At 34.6% G+C, this 12,602-nt stretch carries 12 protein-coding genes; all 12 read left to right on the forward strand.

Annotated features, from left to right (window positions below; all coding sequences use genetic code 11):
• Window positions 1-37 precede the first annotated feature (37 nt).
• On the forward strand, window positions 38-2,917 hold the full coding sequence (gene uvrA / locus AB4Y30_RS05205) for an excinuclease ABC subunit UvrA (protein WP_368654431.1): 2,880 nt from the start codon (window positions 38-40) through the stop codon (window positions 2,915-2,917).
• A 124-nt stretch (window positions 2,918-3,041) separates the two neighbouring features.
• Window positions 3,042-3,395, forward strand: coding sequence for a YojF family protein (locus AB4Y30_RS05210; protein ID WP_368654432.1), 354 nt, complete (start codon window positions 3,042-3,044; stop codon window positions 3,393-3,395).
• Window positions 3,396-3,430: 35 nt separating this feature from the next.
• On the forward strand, window positions 3,431-4,108 hold the full coding sequence (gene bshB2 / locus AB4Y30_RS05215; protein ID WP_368654433.1) for a bacillithiol biosynthesis deacetylase BshB2: 678 nt from the start codon (window positions 3,431-3,433) through the stop codon (window positions 4,106-4,108).
• 61 nt (window positions 4,109-4,169) lie between these two features.
• Window positions 4,170-4,370 (forward strand): PspC domain-containing protein, encoded by a 201-nt coding sequence (locus AB4Y30_RS05220; RefSeq protein WP_368654434.1) that lies wholly within the window; start codon window positions 4,170-4,172, stop codon window positions 4,368-4,370.
• A gap of 14 nt (window positions 4,371-4,384) precedes the next feature.
• Window positions 4,385-4,741 carry a phage holin family protein gene (locus AB4Y30_RS05225; RefSeq protein ID WP_368655174.1) on the forward strand — a complete coding sequence of 119 codons (357 nt, stop codon included), beginning with the start codon at window positions 4,385-4,387 and terminating at the stop codon, window positions 4,739-4,741.
• 247 nt (window positions 4,742-4,988) lie between these two features.
• Window positions 4,989-6,257, forward strand: coding sequence for an OFA family MFS transporter (locus AB4Y30_RS05230; protein ID WP_368654435.1), 1,269 nt, complete (start codon window positions 4,989-4,991; stop codon window positions 6,255-6,257).
• A 78-nt stretch (window positions 6,258-6,335) separates the two neighbouring features.
• Complete coding sequence (locus AB4Y30_RS05235; RefSeq protein WP_368654436.1) at window positions 6,336-7,187, forward strand: pyridoxamine kinase; 852 nt, start codon at window positions 6,336-6,338, stop codon at window positions 7,185-7,187.
• Window positions 7,188-7,424: 237 nt separating this feature from the next.
• Window positions 7,425-8,357 carry an HPr(Ser) kinase/phosphatase gene (hprK, locus tag AB4Y30_RS05240; protein WP_368654437.1) on the forward strand — a complete coding sequence of 311 codons (933 nt, stop codon included), beginning with the start codon at window positions 7,425-7,427 and terminating at the stop codon, window positions 8,355-8,357.
• A gap of 11 nt (window positions 8,358-8,368) precedes the next feature.
• On the forward strand, window positions 8,369-9,199 hold the full coding sequence (gene lgt / locus AB4Y30_RS05245; RefSeq protein WP_368654438.1) for a prolipoprotein diacylglyceryl transferase: 831 nt from the start codon (window positions 8,369-8,371) through the stop codon (window positions 9,197-9,199).
• A gap of 257 nt (window positions 9,200-9,456) precedes the next feature.
• Window positions 9,457-10,092 carry a pyrophosphatase PpaX gene (gene ppaX / locus AB4Y30_RS05250; protein WP_368654439.1) on the forward strand — a complete coding sequence of 212 codons (636 nt, stop codon included), beginning with the start codon at window positions 9,457-9,459 and terminating at the stop codon, window positions 10,090-10,092.
• A gap of 3 nt (window positions 10,093-10,095) precedes the next feature.
• Window positions 10,096-10,608 carry a DapH/DapD/GlmU-related protein gene (locus tag AB4Y30_RS05255; protein ID WP_368654440.1) on the forward strand — a complete coding sequence of 171 codons (513 nt, stop codon included), beginning with the start codon at window positions 10,096-10,098 and terminating at the stop codon, window positions 10,606-10,608.
• Between the two features lie 215 nt (window positions 10,609-10,823).
• Window positions 10,824-12,485 carry a glycerol-3-phosphate dehydrogenase/oxidase gene (locus AB4Y30_RS05260; RefSeq protein ID WP_368654441.1) on the forward strand — a complete coding sequence of 554 codons (1,662 nt, stop codon included), beginning with the start codon at window positions 10,824-10,826 and terminating at the stop codon, window positions 12,483-12,485.
• The last annotated feature ends 117 nt before the right edge of the window (window positions 12,486-12,602 follow it).

Raw genomic sequence — 12,602 nt, forward strand, 5'->3', positions numbered from 1 at the left:
ACATATTAATATATTCAAATTGGAAGGAAGGCCGATGATGGCACAAAAATATATCAACATACAAGGTGCACGTGCACATAATTTAAAAAATATCGATGTTTCTATTCCGAAAAATAAGCTTGTTGTAATGACAGGCTTATCAGGTTCAGGAAAATCATCTTTGGCATTTGATACGATTTATGCAGAGGGACAACGGCGTTATGTTGAGTCTCTGTCTGCATATGCACGACAGTTTTTAGGACAAATGGACAAGCCTGATGTCGATTCTATTGAGGGGCTATCTCCAGCAATTTCAATCGACCAAAAAACGACAAGTAAAAATCCTCGTTCAACAGTAGGGACCATTACAGAAATTGCTGATTATTTAAGATTATTATTTGCCCGAATAGGAAGACCAGTTTGTCCAACGCATGGAATTGAAATTAGTCAACAAACAGTGGAGCAGATGGTTGATCGAATTTTAGAGTATCCAGAACGAACACGATTACAAATTCTCGCTCCAGTTATCTCTGGACGAAAAGGAGAGCATGTCCAAGTATTTGAACGATTACGAAAAGAAGGATATGTTCGTCTTCGTGTTGATGGGGAAATGTATGAAATAACAGATGAAATTAAACTAGAGAAGAATAAAAAGCACTCTATTGAGGTTGTTATTGATCGTATTGTCGTTCGCGAAGGAGTAGCAAGTCGCCTAAGCGATTCCATTGAAACTGCATTAGGGCTAGGGGAAGGCAAAATTATTGTAGATATTATTGATAAGGAAGAGCTTGTTTTTAGTGAACATCATGCTTGTCCACATTGTGGATTTTCTATTGGTGAGTTAGAGCCAAGATTATTTTCCTTTAATGCCCCATATGGTGCATGCCCAACTTGTGATGGATTAGGTACGAATTTGGAAGTTGATTTAGATCTTGTGATTCCTGATCGAAACAAGACATTAAATCAGCATGCGATTGCTGCGTGGGAACCAATTAGTTCACAATATTACCCACAGTTATTAAAAAGTGTCTGTGAGCATTATAAAATTGATATGGATACATCAATAAAAGATCTTCCGAAAAAGCAATTAGATAAAATACTATATGGAAGTGGTAAAGAGAAAATCCATTTCCATTATGTGAATGATTTCGGAAATTCACGTAGCAATATGATTGAGTTTGAAGGTGTTGTGACAAATATTGCTCGAAGATATCGAGAAACTTCTTCTGACTTTATTCGAGAAACATTAGAGAAATATATGGCGCAAAAAGATTGTCCTTCCTGTAAGGGATATCGTTTAAACCCAACTGCATTAGCTGTAAAAGTAAATAAACTTCATATTGGTGAAGTCAATACATTTTCTGTAACAGAAGCACTTCAATTCTTTAGTAATTTAGATTTAACAGAAAAGGAAGAGCAGATTGCGAAAATGATTTTAAAGGAAATTATTGATCGTCTAAGCTTTTTAAACAATGTTGGTTTAGATTATTTAACACTTTCAAGAGCTTCAGGAACCCTGTCAGGAGGAGAAGCACAGCGTATCCGTTTAGCTACACAGATTGGTTCTGCACTTACAGGTGTTCTATATGTACTAGATGAACCATCCATTGGATTGCATCAGCGTGATAATGATCGATTAATAAATACACTGATGCAAATGCGTGATTTGGATAATACATTAATTGTGGTAGAGCATGATGAAGATACCATGATGGCAGCAGATTGGCTTATTGATATTGGCCCAGGTGCTGGAGAACATGGAGGACAAATTGTGGCAAGTGGTCCTCCAGAGAAAGTAATGAAGCAGAAAAAATCATTAACAGGACAATACTTATCAGGGAAAGCATTTGTACCGCTTCCATTAGAACGTCGTAAATCAGATGGACGTTTTATAGAAGTTCGTGGTGCAGCGGAAAATAACTTGAAGAAAATTAATGCAAAATTTCCGGTGGGTGTCATGACTGTGGTAACTGGAGTTTCAGGCTCTGGAAAAAGTACCTTGGTGAATGAAATTTTGTATCAAGGTTTAGCTAAAAGTATATATACTGGAAAATATCGTCCCGGAAAGCATAAAGAAATTAAAGGAACAGAGCATATTGAAAAAATTATTCAGATTGATCAATCGCCAATTGGTCGTACGCCACGTTCGAACCCAGCAACATATACAAGTGTTTTTGATGATATACGAGATGTGTTTGCACAAACAAATGAAGCGAAAATCAGAGGTTATAAAAAAGGAAGATTTAGCTTCAATGTAAAAGGTGGACGATGTGAAGCTTGTCGCGGGGATGGTATCATTAAAATTGAAATGCATTTCCTTCCTGATGTTTATGTGCCTTGTGAGGTTTGTCATGGAAAACGCTATAATCGTGAAACATTGGAAGTAGAATATAAAGGGAAGAATATCGCAGAAATTTTGGATATGCGTATTGAAGAAGCATTTGAATTCTTTAAAAATATTCCAAAGCTGCATAGAAAACTGCAAACATTAGTAGATGTAGGATTAGGCTATATTAAGCTTGGCCAATCAGCAACAACCCTTTCAGGTGGAGAAGCACAACGTGTAAAATTAGCCAGTGAATTACAAAAACGATCAAATGGAAAGTCTTTCTATATTTTAGATGAACCAACAACGGGCTTACATGCTGATGACATAAAACGTTTAATTGAAGTATTACAGCGTTTAGTAGATAATGGAGATACTGTTGTAATTATTGAACATAATTTAGATGTAATTAAAACAGCAGATCATATTATTGATTTAGGCCCTGAAGGCGGGGATCGTGGTGGAGAAATTATTGCGACAGGTTCACCTGAAGAAATAGCTGAGGTAGAACAATCATACACAGGCTATTACTTAAAGCGAATTATTGAAAGAGATCGTAAACGTATGCAAGAGTGGATAAAGCACCAAGAAGAAATACCAGTGAAGAAGTAAAGGAGATGAGGTTGTTCATTGGGACAGCCTCATTGGTTTTGAAAATACAATCAAAAATTTTGACGCAAGCGCATCATTTAGGTAATGTAAAAAAGAATAAGATGTTATGGGGGGATATACTCATATGGAACTAATTGATATGAAACGTGTACAGGAAGTATTAGATCAATTTAAAAATAAACCAGTATATATTCATTTAGAAACAACGAATGGATCATATGCTAGTCATTTTGATAATAAAGGGGTTAATGTAGGTGCTTATATTCGTAATGCACGAGTAACATTTAACCAGGCAAAAATTGTTCAAAGTGATAACGTGCTTCGTGTAGGTTTAAAAATTGATATGGGTTGGATTTATGCAGAAGGAGTTTCACATTGGGAAATGTATGAAGAGACAAAGCTACTATTAGCTGGTCATGATGAATTTGGTAGATTAAGAGTAGCTCTACAAATCAGTGAAACACCATTTAAGCACTAAAATCATAGACTAATAAATACGAGAAAGGTGATTTTATGGAAAAGCAAAAGCATGTAGTTGTTATTTATCCACATCCAGATGATGAATCATTTGGTGCAGCTGGTTCGATTATACGTTTCCGTGAACAAGGAGTACCTGTTACATATTTATGTGGTACATTAGGAGAAATGGGTAGAAACATGGGTTCACCAATTATTGCTAATCGTGAAGTATTAGCGGAAATTCGTAAAAAAGAATTAGAAGAAGCGTGTAAAGAATTAGATATTCAGCTACGTTTACTAGGATATCGTGATAAAACATTAGAATTTGAAGACCGTCAAGAAATGGCAGAACATTTAAAAGAGATTTTTGAAGAGATTGAGCCAAGTTTAATCATCACCCATTATCCAGGTCATGGAGTTCATCCAGATCATAATGCATTGGCTGCTGGTGCAGTAGAAGCTGTTCGGTTGATGGAACCAGAAAAACGTCCAACAATTTGGGCAGCAGCAATTACGAGAAATTTCGAAGCAGAACTTGGTCAACCAGATGTAGTAAATGATATTACAGACATATTCGATCGTAAAATGTCTGCAATTTTGAAGCATACTTCTCAAGCAGGAGGAATGCTAGAAAGGTTAGCAGATCCTGAGCGATTAGAAGCTCATAAAGCTCGTTTAGGAAAAGAAAGATATTTCATTTGGGATTTTGATAAACATAAAATTCTTTGCTAATTCACCCGAAGTCAGTTTGAGTTCTCTTATCTGGTAGGGTTAATCTAGAAAGGAAGGTAAGGTGAAAACAGTGAAAAAATTATATCGTTCTCGTTCAAATCGAATTTTGGCAGGAGTATTAGGTGGAATAGGAGAATACTTTAATATTGATCCGACGCTGATTCGTTTACTTTTTGTAGGTGGATTGTTTTTAAGTTTCGGTACCTTGTCTATTCTTTATATTATTTCCATTTTTATTATTCCTAAGGTATGGGAGAATTAATAATGCTATCACAAATGTTTATACGTTGGTTAGTTTCCATTGTCATTAATGCTGTAGCTTTAATTATTGTGGATCAATTATTCACAGGTTTTCATATTGATGGATTTGGCATGGCTATATTAGCAAGCTTTGTATTATCTATTTTAAATATACTTGTTAAGCCATTTTTAATTATTCTTACCTTGCCAATTACTGTTTTCACATTAGGATTATTCCTTTTTGTTGTAAATGCGATTACATTGATGCTAACTCAAGCTTTATTTGGATCCGCGTTTGAGATTGACGGATTTGGTTTAGCAATCGTAGCAGCAATTATTATTTCGATTCTAAATCTTATCTTAAATCGTTTAATTAAAGATTCTGTACGTTAAAAGAGATTGTCGGAGCTTTGTGTTCCGGCAATTTTTTATGGAGATTTTTAATAATTCACCTTCAATTATTCTGTAAAATACTATATAATGACTTTACTAATATTCGTGAATATAGATAATTAATTCTAATAAAATAATAAAATAAGTGTATTTTTATTGAAAAACGAACGAATAATTATTGAATGTATTTTTCGTTCGTTTTTAGTACTGTTAAACCTTAAACTAAATTTATGTTAGGAGTCATATTGTGAAAAAATTAGAGAACAAATGGATGCGGGCAGTACTTCCTGCATTGCTCATTCACTGTAGTATAGGTACAGTATATTGTTGGTCATTATTCAAAGCAGATATTGCAACTTATATTGGAAGGTCTGTTTCAGAAGTGGAGTGGGCATTTAGTTTAGCAATTTTTATGCTTGGAATGTCTGCAGCTTTTGGCGGGCGGTTTGTGGAAAAAGATATACATAAGTCTTCTTTACTTTCTGCTTTATTTTTTGTTGTTGGTATGGTAGCAACAGGATTTTTTATTTATCAGAAATCATTATTTGGCATTTATTTTTCTTATGGTATCGTGATGGGAATTGGACTAGGTATAGGATATTTAACACCAGTAAAAACATTAATGCTCTGGTTTGGAAAACAGAAGGGACTTGCAACAGGTTTAGCAGTTGCAGGTTTCGGTTTAGCAAAAGTAATTGCTAGTCCATTAATGGAAAAGCTGCTTGGTGAAAGAAATAGTGAAGGTGTTTTAGTTCAAGGGACAAATGTTTATATGATGTTTTTCATTCTAGCTGGAATTTACTCAATAATGATGTTTATTGGTTATTTATTACTGAAAAAACCAACTGGATATTCAGAGGAACAAGCAGCAATAGGACATTTTAGTTATAAGCAAATTTTAAAAAATAGAACATTTATTGGCATTTGGCTTATGTTTTATATAAATATTACATCTGGATTAGCGTTAATTGCGCAGGAAAAAGGAATTTTAATGTATATTGGTTTTGGCGCAATTGGATTGGTGAGCTCATTAACAGCTGTATTTAATGCAGGTGGAAGAATTGTATTTTCTTCGTTAGGAGATCGATTAAAAGATCGAAATACTATCTATAAAATCATTTTTATATTATCTATTGCACCGATTTTATTGATTATTGGATTTGATGGATTAGGGAATTCTATTGCGATATTGATTATTGCATTGCTTTGCATAGTTAATGCTGGTTATGGTGGAGGGTTTTCATCCTTACCGCCACTCTTAGCGGACCGTTTTGGTATCAACAGTATTTCGACCGTACATGGCTTAGCATTATCAGCTTGGGCATTTGCAGGATTATCAGGTAATCAATTAAGTGCATTTATTCTAGAAAAGACTGGTTCTTATGATATGCTGTTATATGTAATTTTAATTTTATTTTTACTTGCAACACTAATCAGTGTATTTGTTGTGAGATCGAATAAAGCCTCTTTGGAAAAGGAATTATTTGTTCGAAAGAAAAAACAAATGGTGAGCTAATTTTGAAAATAATAATCTTTAAAAGTGCGTGCTCTAAAAGATAAAAATTGTTCTAAGTCAAAGTCAAGGAGGTTCTGAATGAAAAAAGTTGCTGTAATACAGGATCTATCATCTTTTGGAAAGTGTTCATTAACTGCTGCAATACCGGTTCTTTCTGTGATGGGTGTGCAAGCATGTCCATTGCCTACAGCAGTTTTATCTGCACAAACAGAGTATCCAAGTTATTTTTTAGAAGATTTCACTTCTAAAATGAAATACTTTATAGAGGAATGGACCAAACTTCAAGTTACATTTGATGGAATTATGACAGGGTTTGTTGCTAGTGGAGAGCAAATTAAAAATATTTTTCAGTTCTTAGAAAAGTTCCGTACAGAAAATACAATGTTACTTGTCGATCCTGTAATGGGTGATGATGGCGAGGTTTATGATGTTTTTACTGGTGAATTATTAGAGCAAATGAAGGAATTGGCCAAGCATGCAGATGTAATCACACCAAATGTAACAGAATGCTGTTTGTTGTCAGGAATGGATTATGAAAAATTATCTAGCTATTCTAATGAAAAGGACTATATGAAAGCAGTGAAAGAGGCAGGAAAACATCTTCATGAAATAACTGCTGCCAAAGTCATTATTACAGGTGTTAATCCACCAGTAAAAGAACCTGAACAATCATTCGTTGGAAATATGTATTTAGATAAGAATCACATTTTTAATCAAAAAATAGCATACAACGGAAAAAGTTATTCAGGTACAGGAGATTTATTTTCATCTGTGATGATGGGTGGATTGATGTCTGGATATACAGTTGAAAAATCAATTGAACTTGCAGTTGCATTTCTAACGAGGGCTATTCATGACGCTTCTAAGGCAGAAGTTCCTGAAATAGAAGGAGTTCATTTTGAAAAACATTTGAGGATGTTACTAGGATAAAAGGAATTTCAAGAGTGCTATACATACTATATTTTAATGTATTAGTCGATAAAATTAGACCATTGGGGTTCCAGGTTTATTTTAGCAATCGATTGAAAATATGCTACAATTAAAAGCAGTGACTATGCGTTTTTTTATAGATTAGAATATAAAAATATTTTTAAAGAATGATAGGGGCTATCCTTATAAGGAGCCAATACTCATAGTAAGAAATTTGCTTTCTATGAGAAAGAAAGGATGTCGATGGTGCGTTCAAACGATATACTTAACCATTTTACATGGACTGTCGCAGCAGGAAAGTCAGGTTTAGAACGTGAAATTACTTCAGCAGAATTAAATCGACCTGGATTAGAGCTCGCAGGCTATTTTCAATTTTTTGAACAGAAAAGAATACAGGTGATTGGTAAAAAGGAAATGGAATATTTTTCCACACTAAGTGAAGAGGAAAAGCAAGAGCGTGTGGAAAAGCTATGTGATAAAGATGTACCTGCAATTATTTTTTCAAAAAATAGACAAGCTCCCGAAATATTTCTGCAGTGTGCAGATCGAGCAGAGGTACCAATCTTTGTATCTCCTCAACCAACCACAACATTAATCAGTAGGCTCTCTGCGTTTTTAGAGGCAGCACTTGCTGCGAGAACATCTGTACATGGCGTACTAGTAGAAATTGATGGAATAGGTGTTTTAATTAGAGGCAAGAGCGGGATTGGAAAAAGTGAAACAGCTTTAGAGCTAATTAAACGAGGACATCGGTTAGTCGCAGATGATCGGGTAGAGGTAAGACAAGAAGAAGAGTTATTAGTTGGTAGTGCACCACCGCTTATTCGTCATTTAATCGAGATTCGTGGATTAGGAATTATTGATATTCGTGCATTATTTGGTGCTAGCGCTATTGTCTCTCAGAAGGAGATATCTTTATTAATTAATATAGAGGCTTGGGAAGATAAGAAACAATATGAGCGTTTAGGAATTGAATATACGACAGAGCGAATTTTAGATATTGATATTCCAGAATTAACTTTACCAATTCGCCCTGGTAGAAATTTAGCTGTTATTATTGAAGTAGCTGTTATGAATTATCGCTTAAAGCAAACAGGTATCAATGCTGCATTTGATTTTACAAATCATTTAGAGCAGCAATTAAAATCAAAGCAAAATAGAGCGGATTAGGGGGTAGTATATTGACTTGTAGTGCAGAACCATTAAATCGTGTATTTATATCAATAGGGAATTTTCCTATTTATTGGTATGGAGTGATTATTGCTTTAGGAGCATTTTTAGGTCTTTATTTAGTTACACGGGAGGCAAATAGATTAGGGTTAAAAAAGGACCTATTTATTGATTTATTGGTATTCGCCATCCCAATTTCGATTATTTGTGCAAGAATTTATTATGTAGTATTGGAATGGGATCGTTATAAAGATGGTCCATGGATATCTTTAATTGCTACTTGGGAAGGTGGAATAGCAATTCATGGAGCACTAATTGGTGCTGTTTTAACAGCAATTGTATTCGCTCGTGTGAAGAAGGTATCCTTCTGGCAAATTGCAGACATTGCAGCGCCTGGATTAATTTTAGGACAAGCAATAGGGCGCTGGGGAAATTTCATGAACCAGGAAGCACATGGAGGTCCGATTTCACAGGCTGCATATGAAAGCTTTCACCAGTACTTACCTGATTTTATAATGAATCAAATGTGTATTAATGGTGTGATGTACCATCCAACATTCTTATATGAATCTGTATGGAACATTCTTGTTTTAGTTATGTTATTCATCATTCGTCGATGGAATCCAATGCGTGGAACAGTCTTCTTATCTTATGTTGCACTGTATTCATTTGGAAGATTCTTTATAGAAGGCTTACGCACAGACAGTCTATACTTAATCGGTGAAATCAGAATGGCTCAGGTTATTTCCATTGCTGGTATTGCCATTGCAGTTGCTTTATATTTCTATTTTAAAAAATCAGGTGTGATAAATCGTCATTACGATGGGAAAAAATTAAAATAATTTTAGAAAAAATAAGGATAGAAACCTCATTTACTCAGGTGCTATCCGCGAGTAAAATATACTAGGCTATTCTTATTGTTCAATCCCCACTTGGAAAGAATATATTTCCTGAGTGGGGGTCTTGCGCTATAGTAAAAATTGTCTATACTATTTGATCGTATTTAAGGGTTTTACAGATTAAAATATTTTTGTCCAGGGCTTTTTAATTATATACTAGTGATAAGGAAGAATAGCAGAGAAAGGAATGATTTTCGTTCATGAATATTCAAACAGTGCTGTTCGATCTTGATGGAACGTTAATTGACACAAATGAGCTAATACATGCTTCTTTTGAATATACTTTTGCAACTTATAATTATTCCTTTACAAGGGAAGAAATTATGCAGTTTAATGGGCCACCATTATGGGATACTTTTCATCAACTAAACCCAGAATTAGCAGATAAAATGATGGAAACATATCAAGTACATAATCATAAGCATCATGAGCAATATATCAAAGTTTTTCCAAACGTGGAGGAAACGCTAATAGGTTTAAGGGAATTAGGAATAAAATTAGCCGTGGTAACAGCGAAGAAGCGAGTAGGTGCAGAACTAGGGCTAAAAATTGCTGGTTTAGACAAATATTTTGACACGATTATTACTGTTGATGATGTCGAATATTCAAAACCTCATCCTGAATCCGTATTAAAAGCGATGCAAGCTTTAGACGCTGAAGCACATACTACCATTATGGTTGGTGATAATTATCATGATATCGAAGCAGGAAAAAATGCGAATACATTGACTGCTGGAGTTGCTTGGACATTAAAGGGTAAAGACTTTCTAGCAACCTTTAAGCCGACCTATATGTTAGAAGATATGAAGGATTTGTTACGGATTGTAGGAGAATAAATCATGAGAAAAACTGAGCGTTTTTTTGTCACTGAATCAAATTCATTATGGCAATTATATAAAACCGTTTCCTTTTGGAAAGTGGTGAAAAATTTTATCATCATTCAAATGGCTCGATATACACCATTTTTCCGTGTGAAAAATTGGCTGTATCGCACATTTTTACGCATGAAGGTAGGAAAGCAAGCTGCTTTTGCGCTGATGGTTGTCCCAGATGTTATGTTCCCTGAGAAAATTACTGTTGGAGCTAATAGTGTTATTGGATATAATACAACGATTTTAGCACATGAATATTTAATTAATGAATATCGAATTGGTGAAGTAATCATTGGAAAAGAAGTAATGATTGGAGCAAATACAACCATCTTACCAGGAGTGACGATTGGAGATGGCGCAATTGTTTCGGCAGCCACTTTAGTGCATAAAGATGTTCCACCAGGAGCATTTGTTGGTGGAAATCCAATGCAATTGATTTATACAAAAGAAGAAATGGAAAAAAGAATGTTCACAGATTAAAAATAAAGTGAAACTTCATTCTAAACAGATGTTATAATTTAGGTAGAGAGCTTTGAGCTTAATGAAAATAAACTTTCGCAATACAGTAAATGAATATTCATTATTGCTGTATTGCATTTTTTGTATAACTTAGAAGCAATTTAATTTTATTTCATATAAGTAGTGATAATGGTTTACCAAGAAAGTAGATAGAAATAGATGGTGGGTGATGGGCAATGGTATTGTTTTCAAGTAATAATCGAGTAGATCAAGTCGAAAAGCTACTAGGAGAAGAACTAGAGGTGCTTGTTATTGGTGGTGGAATTACTGGTGCAGGAATTGCATTAGACGCTGTCACACGTGGAATGAGAGTTGGATTAATTGAAATGCAGGATTTCGCTGCAGGTACTTCCAGTCGTTCAACAAAACTAGTGCATGGTGGTTTACGATATTTAAAACAGTTAGAGGTAAAACTTGTATCAGAGGTAGGAAAAGAGAGGGCAATTGTATTTGAAAATGGCCCACATGTGACTACCCCTGAATGGATGCTTCTACCCTTTTATAAAAAGGGATCCTTCGGCCCGTTGTCAACGAAATTAGGTTTATTAACTTATGATTTATTAGCTGGTGTGCAAAAGAAGGAACGGAGAAAAATGCTTAGTGCACATGAAGCTAAAAAAATAGAACCACTGCTGAATGAAAAAGGTTTAAAAGGCGCTGGATATTATGTGGAATATAAAACAGATGATGCACGCCTAACAATTGAAGTGATAAAAAAGGCTGTTGAAAAAGGCGCTTTTGCAATGAACTATATGAAGGCTACTAATTTTATTTATAATGAGAAAAATAAAGTAATTGGTGTAAAAATAGAAGATCAAATTACTGGCGAAACATATGAATGCTTTGCAAAAAAAGTTATTAATGCGACTGGACCTTGGGTAGATGAATTACGTGAATTAGACCAATCTAAGCATGGAAAAACATTGTATTTAACAAAAGGAGTACATCTTGTATTTGATCACGATGTATTTCCTCTACAGCAAGCTATTTATTTTGATGTTCCTGATGGCAGAATGATTTTTGCTATTCCACGTCAAAATAAAGTATATGTTGGTACAACAGATACAACATATAGGGATCATATTGCATATCCACAGGTAACAGAATCGGATCGCGACTATTTATTACAGGCGGTAAATCTGATGTTTCCTGATTTAGAATTAACAGATGATGATGTAGATTCAAGCTGGGCAGGTATTAGACCTTTGATCGCAGAAGAAGGGAAGAGTCCAGATGAGATCTCCAGAAAGGATGAAATGATTCTTTCTTCATCGGGGTTAATTTCTATTGCTGGCGGAAAACTAACAGGATATCGACAAATGGCAGAAAAGGTTGTTAATTTAGTGGTTAGACAGTTTAAAGAAGAAATTGGTATCTTATATTCTCAATCTGAAACGGCCAAGATTCCTATTTCTGGTGGTGATGTTGGTGGCTCAGAGGGATTTCCAACATTTATTAAAAACAAAGTAAGTCGCGGAATGTATTTTGGCTTAAGCCATAGAGAAGCTATTTATTTAATTAAACGATATGGTTCGAATGTAGATATTATTTTTCAATTATATGTACGTGGTTTATCTGAAGCTAGGAAAGAGAATTTAGATCCAGTAACATTTGCAATGCTAAACTACGCAATAGAGTATGAAGCAGCATATAAGCCTGTTGATTTCTTTATTCGTCGAACTGGAGCACTTTATTTTGATATCAGCTGGTTAAAGCGCCATCGTCATAATGTGATTCGATATATGAATAATAAGCTAGGATGGACGGAAGCACAAAAACAACAATACAGAATAGAATTAGAACAATGTCTGATTGAAGCTATTACACCACAAAGTTAGTTATGAGCAGAAAGATAGCAAGATAGTTATACTTCTTATATACTAATGTATGGACAGTTTAGAAGAGGTATCAATGATGCTTAATGAATGATAATAATAATAATTAAACAATATTTC

This window comes from Ornithinibacillus sp. 4-3, from assembly GCF_040958695.1.
Lineage (GTDB): Bacteria > Bacillota > Bacilli > Bacillales > Amphibacillaceae > CALAMD01.

Excerpts from the sequence above, each read along its gene's own strand:
- uvrA (WP_368654431.1), top strand. The coding sequence starts at position 38 with ATGGCACAAAAATATATCAACATACAAGGTGCACGTGCACATAATTTA.
- AB4Y30_RS05210 (WP_368654432.1), top strand. The coding sequence starts at position 3,042 with ATGGAACTAATTGATATGAAACGTGTACAGGAAGTATTAGATCAATTT.
- bshB2 (WP_368654433.1), top strand. The coding sequence starts at position 3,431 with ATGGAAAAGCAAAAGCATGTAGTTGTTATTTATCCACATCCAGATGAT.
- AB4Y30_RS05225 (WP_368655174.1), top strand. The coding sequence starts at position 4,385 with ATGTTTATACGTTGGTTAGTTTCCATTGTCATTAATGCTGTAGCTTTA.
- AB4Y30_RS05235 (WP_368654436.1), top strand. The coding sequence starts at position 6,336 with ATGAAAAAAGTTGCTGTAATACAGGATCTATCATCTTTTGGAAAGTGT.
- hprK (WP_368654437.1), top strand. The coding sequence starts at position 7,425 with ATGTCGATGGTGCGTTCAAACGATATACTTAACCATTTTACATGGACT.
- ppaX (WP_368654439.1), top strand. The coding sequence starts at position 9,457 with ATGAATATTCAAACAGTGCTGTTCGATCTTGATGGAACGTTAATTGAC.
- AB4Y30_RS05255 (WP_368654440.1), top strand. The coding sequence starts at position 10,096 with ATGAGAAAAACTGAGCGTTTTTTTGTCACTGAATCAAATTCATTATGG.
- AB4Y30_RS05260 (WP_368654441.1), top strand. The coding sequence starts at position 10,824 with ATGGTATTGTTTTCAAGTAATAATCGAGTAGATCAAGTCGAAAAGCTA.